The sequence below is a fragment of the Allotamlana fucoidanivorans genome, from assembly GCF_045788535.1.
Classification (GTDB): Bacteria; Bacteroidota; Bacteroidia; order Flavobacteriales; family Flavobacteriaceae; genus Allotamlana; species Allotamlana fucoidanivorans.
Genome location: NZ_CP074074.1, coordinates 151,817 through 173,372 on the forward strand (window position 1 = coordinate 151,817; position 21,556 = coordinate 173,372).

At 34.2% G+C, this 21,556-nt stretch carries 20 protein-coding genes; 11 read left to right on the top strand and 9 right to left on the bottom strand.

The features are described 5' to 3' along the window. Positions 1-2 precede the first annotated feature (2 nt). Positions 3-1,097, bottom strand: a complete 1,095-nt coding sequence (ychF, locus tag KFZ70_RS00800) for a redox-regulated ATPase YchF (RefSeq protein ID WP_139696476.1) — start codon at positions 1,095-1,097, stop codon at positions 3-5. A 130-nt stretch (positions 1,098-1,227) separates the two neighbouring features. Between ychF and KFZ70_RS00805 the strand changes: the two genes are divergently transcribed. Then, positions 1,228-2,706 (top strand): carboxypeptidase-like regulatory domain-containing protein, encoded by a 1,479-nt coding sequence (locus KFZ70_RS00805; RefSeq protein WP_139696478.1) that lies wholly within the window; start codon positions 1,228-1,230, stop codon positions 2,704-2,706. Between the two features lie 17 nt (positions 2,707-2,723). On the opposite strand, the gene KFZ70_RS00810 is transcribed toward KFZ70_RS00805, so the two are convergent. Next, a complete protein-coding gene (locus KFZ70_RS00810) occupies positions 2,724-3,329 on the bottom strand; it encodes a thiamine diphosphokinase (protein ID WP_139696480.1) in 606 nt (201 codons plus the stop codon). A gap of 84 nt (positions 3,330-3,413) precedes the next feature. Next, positions 3,414-3,767 carry a 4Fe-4S dicluster domain-containing protein gene (locus KFZ70_RS00815; protein WP_139696482.1) on the bottom strand — a complete coding sequence of 118 codons (354 nt, stop codon included), beginning with the start codon at positions 3,765-3,767 and terminating at the stop codon, positions 3,414-3,416. Positions 3,768-3,835: 68 nt separating this feature from the next. Between KFZ70_RS00815 and KFZ70_RS00820 the strand changes: the two genes are divergently transcribed. From KFZ70_RS00820 to KFZ70_RS00860, 9 genes are all read left to right on the top strand, one after another. Continuing rightward, positions 3,836-4,894 (top strand): acyl-CoA reductase, encoded by a 1,059-nt coding sequence (locus KFZ70_RS00820; protein ID WP_139696484.1) that lies wholly within the window; start codon positions 3,836-3,838, stop codon positions 4,892-4,894. 76 nt (positions 4,895-4,970) lie between these two features. Next, on the top strand, positions 4,971-6,035 hold the full coding sequence (gene serC / locus KFZ70_RS00825) for a 3-phosphoserine/phosphohydroxythreonine transaminase (RefSeq protein WP_139696486.1): 1,065 nt from the start codon (positions 4,971-4,973) through the stop codon (positions 6,033-6,035). 47 nt (positions 6,036-6,082) lie between these two features. Next, positions 6,083-7,033, top strand: a complete 951-nt coding sequence (locus KFZ70_RS00830; RefSeq protein ID WP_139696488.1) for a D-2-hydroxyacid dehydrogenase — start codon at positions 6,083-6,085, stop codon at positions 7,031-7,033. A 185-nt stretch (positions 7,034-7,218) separates the two neighbouring features. Then, complete coding sequence (locus KFZ70_RS00835) at positions 7,219-7,857, top strand: DUF937 domain-containing protein (protein WP_139696490.1); 639 nt, start codon at positions 7,219-7,221, stop codon at positions 7,855-7,857. Positions 7,858-8,040: 183 nt separating this feature from the next. Next, positions 8,041-8,484, top strand: coding sequence for a DUF6146 family protein (locus KFZ70_RS00840; protein WP_199240669.1), 444 nt, complete (start codon positions 8,041-8,043; stop codon positions 8,482-8,484). Positions 8,485-8,520: 36 nt separating this feature from the next. Further along, on the top strand, positions 8,521-8,823 hold the full coding sequence (locus KFZ70_RS00845) for a DUF6787 family protein (RefSeq protein ID WP_139696492.1): 303 nt from the start codon (positions 8,521-8,523) through the stop codon (positions 8,821-8,823). Continuing rightward, the gene (locus tag KFZ70_RS00850) at positions 8,823-9,155 is read left to right on the top strand and encodes a hypothetical protein (RefSeq protein WP_139696494.1); all 333 of its coding nucleotides are present in this window, start codon (positions 8,823-8,825) and stop codon (positions 9,153-9,155) included. The genes KFZ70_RS00845 and KFZ70_RS00850 overlap by 1 nt, the downstream gene beginning before the upstream one ends. A gap of 56 nt (positions 9,156-9,211) precedes the next feature. Continuing rightward, the gene (locus KFZ70_RS00855) at positions 9,212-11,458 is read left to right on the top strand and encodes a TonB-dependent receptor (RefSeq protein WP_139696496.1); all 2,247 of its coding nucleotides are present in this window, start codon (positions 9,212-9,214) and stop codon (positions 11,456-11,458) included. A gap of 57 nt (positions 11,459-11,515) precedes the next feature. Next, positions 11,516-13,837, top strand: a complete 2,322-nt coding sequence (locus KFZ70_RS00860) for a patatin-like phospholipase family protein (RefSeq protein WP_139696497.1) — start codon at positions 11,516-11,518, stop codon at positions 13,835-13,837. 73 nt (positions 13,838-13,910) lie between these two features. On the opposite strand, the gene guaB is transcribed toward KFZ70_RS00860, so the two are convergent. From guaB to KFZ70_RS00885, 5 genes are all read right to left on the bottom strand, one after another. Next, positions 13,911-15,383: an IMP dehydrogenase gene (guaB, locus tag KFZ70_RS00865; protein WP_139696499.1), complete on the bottom strand. Its 1,473-nt coding sequence runs from the start codon at positions 15,381-15,383 to the stop codon at positions 13,911-13,913. A 234-nt stretch (positions 15,384-15,617) separates the two neighbouring features. After that, positions 15,618-16,106, bottom strand: a complete 489-nt coding sequence (locus KFZ70_RS00870; RefSeq protein WP_139696502.1) for a hypothetical protein — start codon at positions 16,104-16,106, stop codon at positions 15,618-15,620. Beyond that, positions 16,107-16,634: an FMN-binding protein gene (locus KFZ70_RS00875; protein WP_139696504.1), complete on the bottom strand. Its 528-nt coding sequence runs from the start codon at positions 16,632-16,634 to the stop codon at positions 16,107-16,109. 171 nt (positions 16,635-16,805) lie between these two features. Continuing rightward, on the bottom strand, positions 16,806-17,984 hold the full coding sequence (locus tag KFZ70_RS00880; RefSeq protein WP_139696505.1) for a hypothetical protein: 1,179 nt from the start codon (positions 17,982-17,984) through the stop codon (positions 16,806-16,808). 170 nt (positions 17,985-18,154) lie between these two features. Further along, the gene (locus KFZ70_RS00885) at positions 18,155-19,018 is read right to left on the bottom strand and encodes a hydroxymethylglutaryl-CoA lyase (RefSeq protein WP_139696507.1); all 864 of its coding nucleotides are present in this window, start codon (positions 19,016-19,018) and stop codon (positions 18,155-18,157) included. 319 nt (positions 19,019-19,337) lie between these two features. On the opposite strand from KFZ70_RS00885, the gene KFZ70_RS00890 reads away from it, so the two are divergent. After that, positions 19,338-20,462: a zinc-dependent metalloprotease gene (locus tag KFZ70_RS00890; RefSeq protein WP_158293201.1), complete on the top strand. Its 1,125-nt coding sequence runs from the start codon at positions 19,338-19,340 to the stop codon at positions 20,460-20,462. Positions 20,463-20,467: 5 nt separating this feature from the next. Here KFZ70_RS00890 and KFZ70_RS00895 read toward each other — a convergent pair whose 3' ends face one another. After that, positions 20,468-21,499, bottom strand: a complete 1,032-nt coding sequence (locus KFZ70_RS00895; protein WP_139696511.1) for a quinone-dependent dihydroorotate dehydrogenase — start codon at positions 21,497-21,499, stop codon at positions 20,468-20,470. Positions 21,500-21,556: the final 57 nt, after the last annotated feature.

The window sequence follows — 21,556 nt, forward strand, 5'->3', positions numbered from 1 at the left end:
CGTTATACATTAAAAAGAAAATGCATCACATCTCCATCTTTAACTATATAATTTTTACCTTCAACACGCATTTTTCCGGCTTCCTTTACCTTAGATTCACTACCATACTGCACATAATCATCATATGCAATAACTTCGGCTCGAATAAATCCTTTTTCAAAATCGGTATGGATAACACCTGCCGCTTGAGGTGCCGTAGCTCCAATACCAACAGTCCATGCTCTGACCTCTTTTACACCTGCCGTAAAATACGTTTGTTGATTTAAAAGCTTATAAGCCCCCCTAATTAATTTAGCAGAACCAGCCTCATCTAAACCTATATCTTGAAGAAACATTTGACGTTCTTCATAATCATCTAACTCATTAATATCTGCTTCTGTTCCAACAGCCAACACCAAAACTTCAGCATTTTCATCTTTTACAGCTTCTTTTACCTGTTCAACATAAGCATTTCCTGAAACTGCCGATCCTTCATCAACATTACAAACATACATGACAGGCTTATCTGTTATAAACTGTGATGGTTTTACAAAATCATTATAATCATCTTCACTAAACTCTAAGGCTCTGACCGATTTTCCAGCTTCAAGTCCTTCTTTAATCTTTAGCAAAACTTCTTGTTCTTTTTGAGCTTCTTTGTTTCCTGTTTTTGCAGCTCTTTTAACCTTGTCTAGTTTTTTTTCAGCCGTTTCTAAATCTTTCAGTTGAAGCTCCATATCAATGGTTTCCTTATCTCTAATAGGATTGATATTTCCTTCAACATGTACAATATTATCGTTATCAAAACAACGTAAAACATGCAAAATAGCATCCGTTTCTCTAATATTGGCCAAAAATTGGTTACCAAGACCTTCTCCTTTGCTAGCCCCTTTTACAAGTCCCGCAATATCAACAATTTCAACCGTCGCTGGCAAAACACGCTCTGGGTTAACTAAGGATTCTAACTTGGCCAGTCTAGGATCTGGTACATTTACCACACCAATATTAGGTTCTATGGTACAAAATGGAAAATTTGCACTTTGTGCTTTAGCGTTTGATAAACAATTAAATAGTGTTGATTTCCCTACATTTGGTAATCCGACGATGCCTGCTTTCATTAAAATTTTATTTATTAATTCCCGCCAAAACGAAAATCTATATTTTGCGAGTGCAAATGTAGGCATTTCCTTGATTATTTTTTGTAACATTTTGTTGCTTTAATCGTTGATTGATTATAAATCATCTTCTATGAAAAAGATTTACTTTTTCCTTATCGCTATAACATGGCACTTTAGTTGTTTTTCGCAACATATTACAGCTCAGCTTATAGATAAAAACAACGGCCGCTCTATTCCATATGCCTCAATAAAAACAGGAGTTTACAAGGGAGTCATTTCTAACGAAGAAGGGTATTTCACTATTTATTCGGAAAACAACAATATAAAATCGGTCACGATTTCATGCTTAGGATACCTAAATAAAACAATTTCCATTGACGACATAATCGCTTTTAATTACATTATAAAACTTGAAGAAGCCGTACATAAACTCAATGCGGTATACCTAAGCAACAAACCACCAAACGCCGACTCTATTATTGCTAAGGTAAAAGCGCATACACCTATAAATTACAAATCTGAATTAAACCACTATGCCATTTTCAGAAGAACTACAGACTACATTGATTTTAAAAGTTTAGAATTTGAAATTGAAAAAGCGTCACATATTAAAAAACATCAGCTAGAAGCCGCAAACAAAAGTTTAAATGCGCTATCAAACAAAATAAAAAATAGTGACATCAAAGAATTTGCCGACTTAAAAGGTGAGCTTTATGTTTTAGATAAAGACAGTTCAAAACTCGAGGTAGAAAAAGCGACTAAGCTATTAGATCACAAAAACGACTTTTCTATGGAAGAGGTTCAAGACAAAGCCCAAAACTTAGTTTTAGAATACCTTGACACTACTAAAACCTATAAATTAAAAACTGGACTTTTCAAAATAGAAGACTCACTCGCCTTAAACAAGGGTGATTTTAAAGACGAACATAACAAAAACGAATATAAAACAGCGAGCTTAAACAAAAAGCTACGATCATTTTTAAAGCGCGCCCAATATTATGATAATTCATTTTTATTTAAACTATTAGATTTTGAGTATTACAATTTTAAATACCAAAACATGACCTATGACAATAATGAACTTACCTACATTATTCATTTTACGCCTAAAAAAAGTAAAGCCAAGTACACTGGCAAAATTTATGTAAATCAAAACACCTACGCCATCACCAGACTAGACTATGCGTTTTATAAAAACAGACATGGTGACAAATTAAACTTAAAGTTCCTACTAGGTATAAAATTTAATGAAAATATGAGTGAAGGCACTCTACTTTTTAAAAAAGACAGCAATAATATGTATCACCCCAAATATTTAAAACGTACGAATGGAAGTTACTTTTACGTGAATCGTGATGTTAAATTCATAGAAAACACCCATGCCAAAAAGAAAGTAAACTTTTCTTTTAAACTTGAAGGTGATGCCCGAAATAAGGAAGAGCTATTATTCATTTCGAGTAATGAATTGACCTTAGATGATTTTAATTCTATAAAACAAGACTCCATTGTAACTTTTTCTGTTTTAAGCACATTTGACAAAACGCTATGGGAGAAAGAAGAAACCTTAGAACCTTCAACTGAAATGAAAACATTTTCAACCACAGATTAAGCTTTTTTATAAAGAACTCAATCATTTACAAAGATGAATAAATTTCCTTTTTTAAAATGAATTTCAACTAAATTGCTTATCGCCTTATTTCTGGTACCTATTCTTTGACCGAAAATTAAAGTTTCGTTTTTAAGTGGATATTGCAATCCTGTTGTTTTAACACCTTTAGCTTCATGCATAGGCACCAATGATATGGTTTTCCCTTTGCTCATCTCTATTTTAGTATACGGTGTTGCCAAAAAATAATACCCATGATTATCAAAAAAGACAAGATCTAATTTATTTCTCCAATGAACAGCCGTATGCAAGTTTCCTAAAAAGTGATCTTGTTCCTTACCACTTGCCCCAAACACATCAATACAATTATACCCCTTATTAAACAAAATATCCAGAATCTTATCAAAATCGGTATAGTCTTGATCTGGGGTATGAATAATTTCAATATTCTCAGGGCTTTCTTTTAGCGAGTCTAAATCACCATTAATAAAGTCTGGCGTTATATCATGCTTCTTCAATGTCCAATACGCACCATCTGTTGCACAAACCAAATCATAACCATCTACAGCAGGAAAAGCATGGGGAACTTCTCCGTTTAATAGCAACAAAACTTTTTTTGATTTCATAATTCAAAAATAAACAATAAGGGAATAAAAAAATCCTGAGTTTTTAACTCAGGATTTCAATTTTATAATCAATCAACAACTTTTTTATTCATCAGGATGCATAAAACGTTGTTTTGCTAGTAACTCCTCTTCTGTTTCAACATGATCTTCATCGGGTACACAACAGTCTACAGGACAAACAGCAGCACATTGTGGCTCATCATGAAACCCTTTACACTCAGTACATTTATCTGGCACAATATAGTATAGCTCATCACTAATAGGTTCTTGAGCTTCATCGGCATCTACCTCTGTACCGTTTGTTAAAACTACCGTACCTTCTAAACTAGTCCCATCTTTGTAGCGCCAATCGTCCGCCCCTTCATATATTGCCGTATTTGGGCATTCGGGTTCACATGCACCACAATTTATACATTCGTCTGTTATAATAATTGCCATAGCGTTTTTTTCTTTCTAAATTTGCAGTTGCAAAAATAAAGCCAAAACCGTTCATAACCAAATTCAGAATGCAATTACAAGACAGAATTGATGCTTTTGTAAAATTAGGAGATTTTTTAAGGCAATTTTCTAATGAAGATATACAAAAAGACCATAATATTGAACACAACAACATATTCTTTGACGGCTTTAAGCATCAACTTAAATTAGCAAAAGAACATAATGGGTGGTTTACCCCAGAAAATATAAGGTTTTCTATAAAATCATGGAGTGATGCCTTAACCCTAAAAAACCTAACTACTTGGTTAAAGCCTTATAACATAAATCAATTAAATCCAAGGACGGTGGCCATTATTATGGCTGGAAATATTCCTTTAGTAGGCTTTCATGATTTTTTGTCTGTGCTCATTACAGGACATAGTGTCTTAGTAAAACAATCCTCAAATGACAAGCAGTTACTCCCATTTTTAGCCAAATATTTAGAGTATGTTGAACCACAATTTAAAGGACATATTGTTTTTACAGAAGAAAAAGTAGAACATTTTGATGCCGTTATTGCCACTGGCAGTAACAACACCGCGCGCTATTTTGAATATTATTTTAAAAACAAACCCGCTATAATAAGAAACAACAGAAACTCGGTTGCTATTTTAACTGGAAATGAAACTGAAAACGACTTAAAAAACCTATCAGAAGATATTTTTAGATATTATGGTTTGGGTTGCAGAAACGTTTCAAAACTTTTTGTCCCACATGGGTATGATTTTCAGGCGTTTTTTGAAGCTATTTATCATTGGCATCCAATTATGGACAGCGCCAAATATGCTAACAATTACGATTACAATAAAGCCGTGTATTTAATGAGTGAATTTGATATGCTTGAAAACGGTTTTTTTATGATAAAGGAAGATAAAAGTTTTGCCTCTCCCATTGCCACACTTTTTTATGAAACATACCATGATATTTCTCAGTTAAAAGAAGAAATTTCAGCAAAAAAAGATCAAATTCAATGCATTGTGGCTAACGGATTTTCTGAAAACGAAGTACCCTTTGGAGCCACTCAAAAACCCAAACTTTGGGATTATGCGGATGATGTAGATTCCGTTGAATTTTTATTAGCAATTTGACGAAAAAATTATGGAATTTTTAGTATAATTTCTTGAATTAATTAGGAACTTTGCATCCTAATTTTTATTAAAAAAAATGAAAAAACACAACTTCAGCGCAGGACCAAGTATTTTACCACCAGAAGTTTTATTGAAAGCTTCACAAGCCATTGTTGATTATAATAATTCAGGGTTATCCATTATAGAAATATCTCACAGAAGCAAAGATTTTGTTGATGTTATGGAAAACGCCAGAGCCCTAGCTTTAGAGCTTTTAGGACTGGAAGGAAAAGGTTATAAAGCTTTGTTTCTGCAAGGAGGCGCTAGCACCCAATTCTTAATGGTAGCCATGAATCTTTTAGAAAAAAGAGCAGGGTACCTAAACACTGGCGCATGGAGTACTAAAGCTATTAAAGAAGCTAAAAAATTAGATGACATTTATGAAGTGGCTTCTTCGGCTGATGCCAACTTCAATTATATTCCAAAAGGATTTGACGTACCTTCAGATTATGATTACCTGCACTGTACTTCAAACAACACCATTTTTGGAACACAATTAAAACAAATTCCTCAAGTAGACATTCCTTTGGTTTGCGATATGAGTAGTGATATTTATTCACGAAACATTGATTATAGTAAATTTGATTTAATCTACGCCGGAGCTCAAAAAAACATGGGACCAGCAGGAACGACTTTAGTGATAGTAAAAGAAGATATTTTAGGAAAAGTGTCAAGAGATATTCCTTCTATTATGGATTACAAACTACACATTAAAAGTGGCAGTATGCTAAACACTCCTCCTGTATTTGCTGTGTATACTTCTATGCTTACTTTAGAGTGGTTGAAAGCAAAAGGAGGCGTAGCAGCAATAGAAAAAGAAAACGAAAAGAAAGCTAGTTTAATGTATTCTGAAATTGACTTAAATCCATTATTTAAAGGGTTTGCTGCCAAAGAAGATCGTTCAATGATGAATGCTACATTCAACCTTACTAATGACAATTTAAAAGAAACATTTGAAACCATGTTGGTTGAAGCAGGAATTAGTGGTGTAAACGGTCATAGAAGTGTTGGTGGATACAGAGCTTCAATGTACAACGCCTTACCTTTAGAAAGCGTAAAAGCGTTAGTAGAAGTTATGAGCGAATTAGAAAGTAAAGCTTAATTAATCTCAATAATATTTTCGCTTGTGCGGAAATGAAAAACAAAACAATGAAAGTATTAGCAAACGACGGTATTTCACAAAGTGGTATTGATGCCTTAGAAAAGGAAGGATATGAAGTAATCACTACAACAGTAGCTCAAGAACAACTTATAAATTATATCAATGAAAATGATATAGTGGTTTTATTAGTGCGTAGTGCTACTACAGTACGTAAAGACTTAATTGATGCCTGTCCTGGACTAAAAATTATTGGTCGCGGCGGTGTTGGTATGGATAATATTGATGTTGAATATGCCCGTGAAAAAGGACTAAGCGTGATAAATACACCTGCGGCTTCATCACATTCTGTAGCTGAGTTGGTTTTTGGTCACTTATATGGCTTAGCCCGTTTTTTACACAATGCTAACAGAGAAATGCCTCTTGAAGGTGATAGTAATTTTAAAGGTTTAAAGAAAGCTTATGCAAAAGGTACTGAGCTAAAAGGCAAAACACTTGGTGTTTTAGGGTTTGGTCGTATTGGTCAAGCTACTGCCAAAGTGGCTTTAGGTGCTGGCATGAAAGTAGTGGCTTTTGATCCGTTTTTAGAAGAAGCCAACCTAGAATTAGAATTCTTTGATGGTCAAAAAGTAAGTTTTGATATTAAAACAATTTCTAAAGAAGAGGTTTTAAAACAAGCCGATTTTATCACACTTCATGTTCCTGCTCAAAAAGACTATGTTATTGATGAAGCCGAGTTTAGCATAATGAAAGATGGCGTAATCATAGCTAATGCTGCCCGTGGTGGTGTAGTTAATGAAGTGGCTCTTGTAAAAGCTATTGAAAGCGGAAAAGTAGCTAGAGCTGCCCTTGACGTTTTTGAAAAAGAACCAAAACCAGAAATTCAATTATTAATGAACCCTGCTTTATCATTAACCCCTCATACTGGAGCTGCAACTAACGAAGCTCAAGATAGAATTGGAGTTGAATTAGCTGAACAAATCGTTAATATTTTAGGATAAATAACATATTATAAATTCTTAGAAAAGAATTTTAAAAGTCAAAAAAGCCTCTGAATTATAAACCAGAGGCTTTTTCTTTTCAAAAAGGTATGTGACTTCACATATAAATAAGTGTCCTACTAGCAAATGTGAACTCTTTTTTTGTACCTTGATAATTCAAAACTTTTAATTTTAAATTAAATATCATGTCTGGAATCTTAGATTTATTAAACAGTGATTTGGGAAAAACAATAATAAGTGGTGTTTCAAATCAAACCAATCAACCACAAAACAAAACACAAGACGTATTAATCATGGCATTACCTGTTTTAATGACTGCCATGAAGAAAAATGCCACTTCCCAACAAGGTGCTGAAGGCTTATTGAACGCTTTAAACAACAAACATGACGGTAGTATTCTAGATAACTTGGGAGGCTTATTTAATGGTGGTGTAGACTCTAGTGTTATAGATGATGGTAGTAAAATATTGGGGCATGTATTAGGACAAAAACAAAGCAGAGTTGAAAACACCTTAGGCGCCAAAGTAGGAATGGATGCAGACACTGTGGCTCAAATATTAAAAATAGCCGCTCCTATTTTAATGGGATTACTTGGCAAACAAACCAGACAACAGAATGTAAACTCGTCTGGCGGCATAGAAAACTTAATTGGCGGCTTATTGAGCAATAACTCAGCCAGCCAAGAACAAAGTTTTTTAGAATCTATTCTTGATGCTGACGGAGACGGAAGTGTTATTGATGACGTGGCAGGTATGGTCCTTGGAAGCGACAAAAAGAAAGGTGGACTAAGCGGCATGCTTGGAGGTCTTTTTGGAGGAAAATAATACAAAGTAAAAGCTTAACAACATAGTTGTTGGGCTTACTTTTTTGTTAAACCCATCAAAAAGCACATAGTGCTTCTATCGATATTTTGTATATTTTACTCAATGACACTTACCATTGACGCATTCTTACTTTATTAAGAAGATGTTCTATCATACATTTGGTAAAAATCATGTCATCTAATTATGAAAAATATCATTTACATAATATCTGTTGTTCTAGTGGCTCTTGGCTGCCATACTAGTAAAACACCTCATCATAACTCAAAACCCCCAGAGCAACTTGAAGCATTAAAGCAAAACGATACTGTAAAAATTGTTAATGAAGCTGTTGAATATGAAATTATCATCATTGAACCTGGTTTTAATTTTTGGGTAGCTAGTAGAGCAAAGCCCAGAGGATTTTACTCGCAAAGCTTTTTAGAAAACAGAAACCAGTTATTTGTTATAGAATGGAATCAGCGTGTATTACAACCTGGAAGATATAATTCTAATCTATATGAAATGCAAATTGACTATCAACCAGATATTGATTATGGTTATGAGGTTAACTATTTGCTCTATAACTACTTTATATACTTTCAATTAACCTACAATCAAAGATTAGGACCATTTGTTCCTAGAATTTAATATTGTTTTATTTATTTTTGCTACCAAATTAATATTGTGAAAAAACTAAAACAACGTTGGGGCGTTGACAGTAATTGGCAAATTGCAGTGATTTTTGTTGTATTTGCCATAACAGGTTCAACGGCCTCATATATAGGAAAACCTATTTTAAACTTTCTTAGCATTACCACAGAATCCTTTGGATCATTCGGGTATTGGACCTTTCGTATCATACTATTATTTATTGTTTATCAAATTATGCTTGTTTGTTACGGATGGCTGTTTGGGCAATTTGAGTTCTTTTGGAATTTTGAAAAGAAAATGCTACGTAGATTAGGCTTAAAACGCTTTGTTGATTAATGCATCATACTAAGAAACATATGCACGTACCATTAATAGCCTTATTCTTTTTAGGGCTATTATTGTTTCCTACAAGTATTAGTTTCTATCATGTTTTTCAACATCATAAGCATGACATATGTATTGGCGATGATTCTACACATATACATCAAGTAGATTTAGATTGTGAGTACAATAAATTTAAGATTCATACAAATTACACCTTTCCTAAACTTTGGGTTGCTATTTTCAGTAAAAAACAGTTTCCTGAAGAAATCATTTCATATTACTTCTTTTTAAGTAAATATCAACATTTACATTTTTCCTTAAGGGGTCCTCCTTCTTTAGTTTAATACAATCATACTGCTAACTTTTTAGCACAACCGTTTATTAAACTAAATCATAAATTATGAAATATTACATATATCTCATGCTCTTTTTTGTATTTGTAAACATGGAAGGGCAAAACACTATTCAAGGTATTATTACTGATGCCGAAACTAATAAAACATTAGAATTAGTAAATATTTATATCTCTGAACTGGAAAAAGGTACTGCATCAAATCAAGAAGGGAAATTTACTATAAACAACATACCCTCAGGGAATTACTCAATTTTATTTTCAATGATTGGTTATGAAAATCAATCTTTAAAACTAAAAATTCCTACAGAAGAAACTTTAAACATAGTACTTAACCCTACTGCGATAGAAATGGAAAGCATAATCATTTCTACTCCGTTTCATAAGCTGCAAAGTGAGAATGTCATGAAAGTAGAACATGAAACTATAAAAGAGTTAAGAACCCAAGGCGCCATAACACTTGCCGATGGTATTTCAAATGTTGCTGGTGTAGAAAATATTTCAACAGGTGTAGGTATTGGTAAACCCGTAATAAGAGGATTAAGCTCAAACCGTGTGCTTGTATACGCCCAAGGTGTTCGTTTAGAAAATCAACAATTTGGCGGTGAGCATGGTTTAGGTGTAAATGATGCGGGTATTGAAAGTATCGAGGTTATAAAAGGACCGGCTTCACTGCTTTATGGTAGTGATGCCATTGGAGGCGTGCTTTATTTAAATCCAGAACGTTTTGCTTATGCAGGGACTTCTGAAGGTGATGTGCGTGCCATGTATTTTAGTAGCACCGAAGGTTTTAATACCTCAGCAGGATACAGAGCCTCTGATGAGCGTTTTAAGTTTCTTTTCAGAGGAAGCGTAGCAGAGCATTCAGATTATGACACCAAAGCGTATCGTGTTACCAACACGCGCTTTAACGAAAAAGATTTTAAAGCTGGTGTTGGCTATCAAGTCAATACCTTTAAAACAGAATTTAGGTATAATGTGAATAATTCTAAACTAGGTATACCTGAAGAGGTTGAAGAACAAAGCTTAAATAAAACGCCTTTATTACCTTTTCAAGACATCACCAATCATGTTTTTAGTTCAAAATCTACCGTATTCTTTAATGATTCTAAACTTAACGTCAATCTAGGATACATATACAACGACAGAAAAGAATTTGACGACCACCATCATGATGAGCACGATGACCATGACGATGATGAAGAAGAGGAAGAAGATGATGATCACGACCATGAGGATGAAACCGATCTACACCCTGAGCTTCAAATGAAATTAAAAACGGCCAATTACAACATTCAATATCACTTACCTGAATTTGGAAAATTTGAAATCATTGCAGGTGTTCAAGGCATGTATCAGCGAAACACCAATTATGGGGAAGAACAGCTCATCCCAGATGCTGTGACCTTTGACACAGGTATATTTGCTACGTCTCACATCCATTTTGAAACTTTCGATATACAAATAGGTGGGCGTTTTGATAAACGCCATATTGAAAACTTAGAAGGTAAATACAGAAAGTTTAATAGTGTCAATGGTGCCTTTGGAGTAAAAACAAATATCGCCAAAAACCTAACTGCCAGAGTTAATCTGGCAACGGGATTCCGTGCTCCCAATTTAGCTGAATTGGCATCAAACGGTTTTCATTCAGGTGCTAACAGGATTGAAATTGGTAATCCTGATCTTAACAATGAGGAAAATTTTCAAACAGATGTTACTCTAGAATATAAAAATAAACACTTAGAGTTTTTTATAAACGGGTTTTTAAATCAAATTAACAAGTACATCTACCTATCTCCAACAGGCGAGGTAATAAATGACCGTCCTGTTTATCAATACGCGCAAAATAATGCACATTTGTATGGTGGCGAATTTGGTTTTCATTTACACCCACATCCGTTGGATTGGCTACATTATGAAAACTCTTTTGAAACCGTTACTGGTATTCAGGAAAACAAAGACTATTTACCATTAATTCCTGCAAATACAGTAAAAAACACCATTAGAGTTGAGTTTGACAGAAATTGGATAGATAAAGGCTATGCTTTTATAAAAGCACAATCTACTTTTAATATGACCAATGTAGCACCAAATGAACTTGAAACCTCAGGTTATACGCTTTGGAGCGCTGGCTTAGGAGGTACTTTCAACCTTTTTAACCGAGAACTTACCGTTACCATTGCAGGTACAAATCTTACAGATAAAACCTATATAAGTCATTTATCAAGACTGAGACCCGATGGTATTTTTAATATGGGAAGAAATATTAATATAGGTCTTACCTATAGCTTATAACTCAAATAAAAATGATATATTGAAACGTCATTTGTTTCAATATATCATTTTTGATTTATGAAATTTAAACTCATCATTATAGGGTTACTTTTAACCCTTCATACCATTTCTGCACAACAAGATAAAAAACCAAAAGTTGCTTTAGTTTTAAGTGGTGGCGGCGCTAAAGGTGTGGCTCACATACCTGTTTTACAAAAACTTGATAGTTTAGGTATTGTACCCGATTTAGTGGTTGGAACCAGTATGGGCAGTGTTATTGGTGGTCTTTATGCCGCGGGGTATTCTGGTGATGAGATTGAAAAACTAACCATGCAGGTTGATTGGGATGACATTCTTGGCGGAACCGTTGCCATGCGTAGTGTTGGCATACAAGAAAAAAGTGAATTTAACAGGTATTTAGTTAACCTAGAGGTGATTGATGGTAAGCCTAAAATAAAACCAGCCCTATTAAAAGATCAAAATTTAAGAGAACTATTAACCATTTTATTATACCCCGTTTATCGTGTTCAGGATTTTGACAAACTCCCTATCCCATTTCGTTCTGTAACAACCGATTTGGTACACGGAAAGCAAATAGTGATTAAAGAAGGTTCATTGAGTTTGGCTATTAGAGCGAGTATGTCAATCCCTAGTATTTTTGAACCTGTAAGGTATAATGGCACCTTGTTGGTTGATGGCGGTGTTTTAAATAATTTCCCCACAGATGTTGCTAAAGCATTAGGTGCCGACATTATTATAGGAAGTGATGTTGGTGGCGGTATGGAACCTCTTGAAAATCTTAATAATATTACTACTATTTTATTTCAAACCTCAATGATGACTAGCAACATAAAAAATCCTGCTAATCAGAAATTGTGTGATGTTCTAATAGACCACTACCCTAACCTAACCTATTCCACTCAAGATTTTATAAAAAGTCCTGAAATTTACAAAGAAGGTCTCATTGAAAGCCATAAAAAATTACCTGAGTTAGTTGCGCTGTCTCAAAGGCTTAAAACATATAAACAACGCCAGCATGAACTGCCCGAGGTTAAAGATGAATTTTATTTTGATGCTATTGAGTATCATGGCATTAGTGCTCAAAATATGAGCTTATTTCAGGCTAGAATGAATATTTATCCTAAAACGAAATATACCTCGGCAGAATTGAAAGCAGCCGTTGACAAGGCTATGGGTACTGAAATATTCAATCAAATAACTTATCATTTAAAATTGAGTGACCATGAAACTGTTCTTGTGCTAAAAGGTTATGAAAAAGCTAAAAGTCAATTGAGTGGTACCATTCATTATGATTCCAATCAAGGCGTTGGTCTCGTTTTAAATTACACCAGAAGAAATGTTTTTGGTTATTCATCACGCTTACTTTTAGGGGCTGATATTGCTGAACAACCTAAATTTAGAATAGACTATCAGCAAAATGTAGGTAAAACAAAACAGTGGTGGTGGCGTACCTATGCTTTTGGTCAAAAATCAAAACAAAGACATTATATAAATGGTAAACTAGGTGAAGAATTGTCAAGCAATTATTTCAGGTCGAATATTCAACTGAACAAAGATTTAAATCCTTTATTCAGTTACGTTGGTTTTGATTTCAACTATGAGCATAATAAAATAAAACCAAGAACTGACCCGAGTATTAATAATAACATTTATGATTTAAGACGCTATGCAAGCAACACTATAGAACTGAGTTTTTATTTTATAAAGAACAGCATGAATAAAGTGTTCTTTCCAACCAATGGTTCTGCACTTAATATGCGTTTATCCAGATCTTTTTATAACCGTGTTAATGTGCAATTTGATGAAAATTTTGAATTTAATATCTCAGGAAAAACAAATAATTTCACCAAGTTTAGCCTCGATTATGAAAAACGCTTGCCTCTTTCAAATCACTTATCTTTTGTAGTGGGATTAACCTCTGGGTTAACTTTTATTGACAAGCTCAGCGACCATCAAGTATCATATGCTGAATACGGACAAGGTGCTCAATATACTCTAGGAGGTTTTTTACCTCAAAACAGACGCGATTCATACAATTTTAATGGTTTGGGTGATTATAGCCTTCTCGTTCCCCAATTCTTAAAAGTTCGTACTGCTTTACAGACAAACCCCTTAAGAAATATATACATCACACCCTATCTTAATTTAGCCACAGTTGGTTTTAATCAAGCAGATAGCTTTCTAAAGGAAATGGTTTCTCCCAACATCAATGCTAAATGGATTGATACATCTGAAACCAGTTTTCTAGTTTCAGTGGGTTCTTCGTTTTCATACCACTCTATATTAGGCCCGGTCAATTTTGATTTTTCTTATGTTAACCATAAAAAAGGGTTACCCCTCTTCTTTAATGTCGGTTTAAATTTAAACATTCAAGACTAGACATTTAAGAACAAAAAAAAGAGTCTATGATAAATACCTAGACCCTTTTTTTTGATTTATAAACCTCTTATTCCTATCTAGAATAATTAGGTGATTCTTTGGTAATGGTTACATCATGCGGATGACTTTCGTTTATTCCACTTGCAGTAATCTTAACAAATTGTCCAGTTTCTTTAAGCGTTTCAATATCCTTTGCCCCACAGTACCCCATACCTGCACGTAAACCACCTATAAACTGGTGAATACTTTCAAACAAATCACCTTTATAGGGTACTCTGCCAACAATACCTTCTGGTACTAATTTTTTAATATCATCTTCTACATCCTGGAAATAACGATCTTTACTACCTTCTTTCATAGCTTCAACAGATCCCATACCTCTATATGATTTGAACTTACGTCCTTCATAAATAATAGTTTCCCCTGGGGATTCTTTAGTTCCTGCTAATAGCGACCCTAACATTACTGTATCTGCTCCCGCAGCAATAGCTTTAGGAATATCTCCGGTATATCTAATACCGCCATCAGCAATCACAGGCACGCCTGTTCCTTTAATTGCGGCAGACACCTCTAAAACAGCTGAGAACTGAGGAAAACCAACGCCTGCAACAACACGTGTAGTACAAATAGACCCTGGACCAATACCAACCTTTACAGCATCTGCACCAGCTTCAACTAAGTATTTTGCTGCTGCACCCGTTGCAATATTTCCAACAATAACATCAAGCTCAGGAAACTTAATCTTTAGTTCTTTTAAAACGCCTACTACACCTTTGGTATGCCCATGCGCTGTATCAATGACAACTGCATCAACACCAGCATTTACAAGCGCTTCGGCTCGATCTACAGCGTCGCCAGTCACTCCAATAGCCGCAGCCACACGTAACCGACCGTATTGATCTTTATTTGCGTTAGGCTTTTGGCTTAATTTTGTAATATCTCTAAACGTAATTAAACCTGATAACTTATAATGATCATCAACAATAAGTAGCTTTTCTATTTTATTGTTTTGAAGTATAATTTCAGCATCTTTAAGAGAAGTTCCAACCGCAGCGGTTACCAGATTTTCTCCAGTCATTACCTCTGTAATCGGTTTTTTATTATCGTGTTCAAAGCGCAAATCACGATTTGTTACAATACCTTTTAGCGTATTGTCTTCAGCAACAATAGGAATACCTCCAATACCGTGCTCAGCCATATGCTGTTTGGCATCAAAAACAGTAGCTGTAAGTGGTAATGTCACTGGATCTATAATCATACCGCTCTCTGCACGTTTTACACGTCTCACCTTCATGGCTTGCGCCTCAATAGTCATATTTTTATGCAACACACCAATACCGCCTTCTTGCGCCATGGCAATAGCCATTTTGCTTTCGGTTACCGTATCCATAGCCGCAGATATGATAGGTACGTTAATGGTAATGTTTCTTGTAAATTTGGTTTGTATGTTAACTTCTCTTGGAAGCACTTCAGAAAAAGCCGGAACTAATAGAACGTCATCGTAGGTTAGGCCTTCTCCTACTATTTTATTTTGATGTGCAGTCATGATGCAATTACAGTTATAATTGCGTGCAAATATACACATTTTTTTCGTTTGAATTGTTAACACAATCTAAAATACTATACATGTTAAAGCACAGTAATTTCTATTGAAAATGCTTTGCATTTTTCATGATAAATACAGAGAATTGTATTTTATAGTCTAGCTATTCAAGAATTTAAGATTTCTTGAAAAGAGACAGTATAAAGATGTGTAGAAAAAATGGAGAGAACTTTTTTATTAGTGTTTTCTAAATAACTGAATTAGTACTAATACTACAGATCCTGAAAAGGATAAAGTCATAAGCAGACCTGAAAACATGACAATATATTTCATCCAGAGCATACCAGACCAGAGTAAGTATAACCCGCCAAAGGTAAGCACAACCGATATAAACGGTTCTATCATTAAAAATAATTTTATTTTCTTTTGAAGCTTAGTAGTAGATACTATAAGCGCTAACAAAAAGAAAATAATAGACATAGATAAGATATGATTATGAACCAGAGTGAGCATTTCTTGATCGCTTTTTTTAAAACGCATGACCGCTGCATTTTCATCATCTTCATTACCTAAATACTGTTCTTCAATACCATTAGGGTTTGCTGATGAGGTTTCTTCTACAAATAACAAGCCTGTAAAAAAGCCAATACTTAAAACAACTAAAAACACCCCAATTAACAGCTTAATCTCTTTTGGAAAGGTAAATAGTAATCCGTTTAAGTTCATTTACAAAAGAGATTTGCTTTGAATGATTTTCAAAGATTTTAATAAATTATTCATGGCATTGGTCATAGATCTTACAGAGATTGTAGCCCCCGAGATAGCCATAATATTATCACCATAATCTAATTGATCGCCACCTTGTTTTCCTGTAAACTGTTTTAACCAACGCGAACTACCTATTTCACCTCCATACTCTTCTCTATAAACGAGCACCTTAGTTTTTACAACAATTAAATCTTTATCTAGTAACACTAAATAATCGAATTGAGCTGTTTTACTGGGCGCTTTTGAAAGATATGCGTATCCCGTTAAAACACTATTAGATTCAATTTTAAAGAAATTATCTTCATTAAACGTTGCTGGCAGTTCACCTATTATGTCTTGAGATAGTGAAATATTTTTTAAATTAAAGGCCTCAAGGTTAAAGGTTTTTTCAATTTCTTTATGCACTTTTTTTTGAATGCTTTTAGGCCAACCAAAAGACATTAAAGCTAAAGCTAATACACCTAATAAAACGTTTCTCAAAATCATAATACAAAAATATTGTTTTTTATTCTACTTGCAACTAAAATGTTAAATAGGCAATTACCGATCCTTACAGTAATTGCCTTTATTTTATTGCGTTAGGGATTGAGCCATTGTTGGAGCTCCTTGCAAAGAGCGACTAGCGAAAGCCCGACCCAAAGGGGGAACGCCCAAATACTAGAACCAAACCCCTAAACCAAAATTAAGTTGGTTTGCCACATGACCACCATCAACGGCATTATCCTTAAACTGGTAATCTCCTTTTACTACTACACCAGGGGCAATATGATAACTTAACCCTGTGGTTATATCAGTTTTATTATAGGCGTCATTACGCATTAAACTTCCTGCTGTTTCTGCATGGGTATCGTACTGCTCATATCTAACAAATGCAAATAGTCTTTGTTGTTTTTCCTGGGGTAATAAATTGTAGGCACCTTCAATATACCAGCCTTGTAAAGCACTACCCAAATCTTTACCAGTAGCATTGTTGTAAGCCTCAGTTCCTGACAATTGACCACGAACAAATTGACCTCTTGCTGTGAAACGTTGGTAAGCGTAACGTGCATCAAGACCAATCATAGAAACCCCTATAACAGAACCGTCAATATCTTTAGCTTCATCATCAACCTGAGTATCACCAAAATATCCCGCTAAACCTAAACGTAAACCAGGAATACCATAATAATCAAGTTTTGCTGAAAATGTTGGACTGCTTATTGTAGATTCTGCTGCTTTTTGACGCCCACCACGCAATCCGTTTTTTCCTGCTAATAAACCATTCAATCCGTTTTCACCATCAAAAGAGGTGCCTTTAAATCCGTTAAAAATATAGGCCTGGTAACCTAATGATAGTTCATTAAATCTACCTGCAGTTCCAATACCTATCTCTCTCCAGGTTGTTGGGATAATTACGTTATCAAGTCCTGGTCTTTCAACACCATTAAACGTAGTTGGTTCGTGAAATTCATTGATAATACCAAAAGGCACTAACATTAAACCTCCTCGCAAACTAACGTTTGAACCCACATTATAATTAATAAATGCTTGTTCAATATACACTTCTTTTACATGCTCAAACTCAACCTCTGTTACAAACTGGGTTTTTTCGTTGAACTTGTAACCAAATAATAATACTAGACGCTGCACATCTAACTCGCCACTTCCTGCCTCTGGCTGATTGTAGGTTAACTCGCCATAAGCACCAACTGTTACTGCTTTTCCGTAATTTCCAGAAAGAATACGTTGTGCAGCATTTAATTGTTTCTGAGGGTCAAAAGTTATACTATCTTGTACTGTTTGCGCCCCAGAAATGGTAGCTATTAAAACTGATAAAAATAAGGTTAGTTTTCTCATTTTAACTTTGATTTGTTGTTTTTATTTAGACTTATTTTAAATAAATGTTAATTTGACGCTGCAAATATAAAACTCATTATTACTTACACAAAGTTTATTTAGATTAAATTTAAATAAAAGTTAAAACAAAAACATAACCTATTTATTTAAAGCAATTTACATAGTTATTTTTAATGGTAATTTTTGAATATTTTTGATGCTTCGTTATGAGCACTCTCAAAACTCAAAGCATTCAGTGGATTGTTTTTTTTGGTTGTGAGGTAGGAAAGCAGCTTTTCGGTAGGCATATTACCCACCAATTCATCTTTTGCCATAGGGCAGCCACCAAAACCTTGAATAGCTCCATCAAACCGAATACACCCAGCTTTATAAGCTGCATCAACCTTTTCAAACCAAGAATGTGGTGCTGTGTGTAAATGTGCTCCAAATTCAATTTTGGGATAAGCAGGAATCAAGTTAGAAAATAAATAAGTGATAGTTTCTGGTGTAGATGTACCAACGGTGTCACTCAAGGATAAAATTTTAACACCCATATTGGCTAGCTTTTCCGTCCATTGACCTACAATATCAACATTCCACGGATCGCCATAGGGGTTTCCAAATCCCATAGAAATGTAAACAACCACTTCTTTATTGTTCTTATCAGCTATGTTTAAAATGTCCTGAAGTGTTTCAACCGATTGTTGTATGGTCTTGTGGGTATTACGCATTTGGAAATTTTCGGAAATAGAAAACGGAAAACCAAGATAATTAATGTTGTTATGTACGCAGGCATCATCAGCACCTCTTGTATTAGCAACAATAGCCAACAACTTACTTATAGTAGTACTCAAATCTAATTGCTCCAATACCTGAGCGGTATCAACCATTTGAGGAATAGCCTTTGGAGATACAAAACTTCCAAAATCAATAGTATCAAAACCCACCCGAAGTAAAGACTGAATATACTGCACCTTTTTGCTGGTAGGTATAAACTGTTTTATACCCTGCATAGCATCTCTTGGGCACTCTATTATTTTTATTGGTGTTGTCATTTTGATTTTACAGGTCGATAAATGTACTATTATTTTTTTGAAAATATTTTATCATCATCGTTTCTTAAACTGGAATCTCTTATCATAAAATCATGCTCTAAAAAAGATTCAAGGTATATCACGCAGCAAAGATGTTCTACTAAATTGAAATATCAATAAAACTTACATCATGTTTTCTTTATATGTCGACTTTTCTTGCAACTTATCGTTTTTATTACCCAAACATCTAGCTACAATCTACATTTGATTGTAACTATTAAGTTTCATGAAGCCCCTCAAAGCAATAAAACCCCATCTCTTTACATCATTGACCCTTTTGATGTGTGTAGTTATTAACGCTCAGGATGCTAGTAATTTAGGTTGTGACACAGAGACACCCCAAGAAACTTTAGCCTATATAAATAGTATTAAACCTCAAATTAAATATTTAGAACAAGAATATAAAAAACTAAATAGCACAAAAAAGCATCAACCAGAAAAAACAGAACACCCTATTCCTATTAAATTTCACATCATTAGAAATTCTGAAGGTACCGAAGGTTTAACAAGTAGTGAGGTTGAATCTGCTTTAGAGAATTTAAATAGTATTTACGCAGAAACGTTTTTTAAGTTTTTTGCGTTTGAAGATATAAATTTCATCAATCAAAGTGACTATTTTGAATTTAAAAAAGGGGATGAAAAAGCGTTTATATCTGCGCATTATGAACCTAATATAATCAACATTTATTTCATAAACTATATTGAAAATGCTTCAGGAAATAGTATATGTGGCTATAGTATCAATGATGAAAACAAGCATATTATTGTCATGAAGAACCTTTGTGCTTTAAATGATTCATCACTAGCTCATGAAATGGGGCATATTTTTTCCTTATCGCATACCCATGGTCCAAGCAATACTAAATTAACCACCGAATTGGTTGATGGAAGTAATTGTGATACCGATGGTGATGGTATTTGTGATACACCCGCAGACCCCATGCTTTCTTTGGCTAACGTTAATAATTTTTGCGAATATACAGGAACGTTGACGGATGCTCATGGTGCTGTTTTTACACCAGACACCCACAATATCATGTCATATTCTAGAAAGGCTTGCCGAACAAGTTTCTCACCAATGCAATTAGCTAGAATGTATGCGTATTTTCAATCTACCAAAGAAAATTTTATCAATTCGGAAAAACAAGCTAATTCAAAACCAAATGAAGATGCAGAAACCCATCTTCGTATTTACCCTAATCCTATTAAAGATGGTTCATTGCAAATAAACATAAATACGAGTGATGACCTTCATTATTTTATAACAAATATTCAGGGACAAAGATTACAAACTGGTAGAATTCAAAACAACCAAATAGACGTAAGTATTTTACCAGCGGGAAGCTATGTGTTATTTATAAATCATTCTAATAATCAAATAATAAAACGTTTTATAAAACAATAGCGCTATTATCGCTTTAAAATAGCCCGATTAATTTGTTTTATTAAACCAGGACCTTCATAAATAAAGCCTGTATAAATTTGAACTAAATCGGCTCCAGCATCTAATTTTTCTAAGGCATCAGCAGCAGAATGTATACCGCCTACTCCTATTATTGGGAAAGTCTTATTACTTTTTTCGGCAAGATATTTAATTACCTGCGTACTTTTACTTTTAATAGGTTGCCCACTAAGTCCGCCATTACCTATTTGGTTTAATAACTCTTCTGAGGCTTTCAATCCACTTCTATCTGTAGAGGTATTACTGGCTATAACGCCATCTAATTTTGTAGCTGTTACTAGCTCTATAATTTCATCTAACTGACCTTGATTTAAATCTGGCGCAATTTTTAATACAATGGGTTTTTGTTTTTCAAATTGATTATTGGCTTTTTGAACAGCTCCAATCAATTCTTCTAAGTAATCTTTATCGTTTAATTTCGCGTGACTTCCCACATTGGGACAACTCACATTTAAAACAAAATAGTCCACATAAGGATGTAATGCCTTAAAACACTCTAAATAATCATCGGTGTAACCTTCTGGTGAAGTAGCTGTATTTTTTCCGATGTTACCACCTATAATCAGTTTTCCTTTATTCTTTTTAAGTTGTGAAATAGCAGCTTGTAACCCATCATTATTAAACCCCATTCTGTTAATAATACCCTGATCATCTTTTAATCTAAACAATCTTTTTTTTGGGTTTCCTGACTGACCTTTGGGTGTTACCGTACCTATTTCAATAAAACCAAATCCGAAATTAGCAAGTTCATTATATAACACAGCATTTTTATCAAACCCTGCAGCTAATCCTACTGGGTTTTTAAAGGTAAGTCCAAACACATTCCTTTCTAACTTCTTGTCTTCAAGCACATAAAGCGATCTAAATAAAGCCGAAAAACCAGGGATTTTTGACGTGAATTTTATTAACCAAAACGTAAAATGATGAATTTTTTCAGGGTCAAATGAAAAAAATATTGGGCGAAGTAAAGTTTTGTACATCAGTAATATTTGTGCAAAAATAAGTCTAATTGCTGTAAATAAAAAATTGGTTAAATC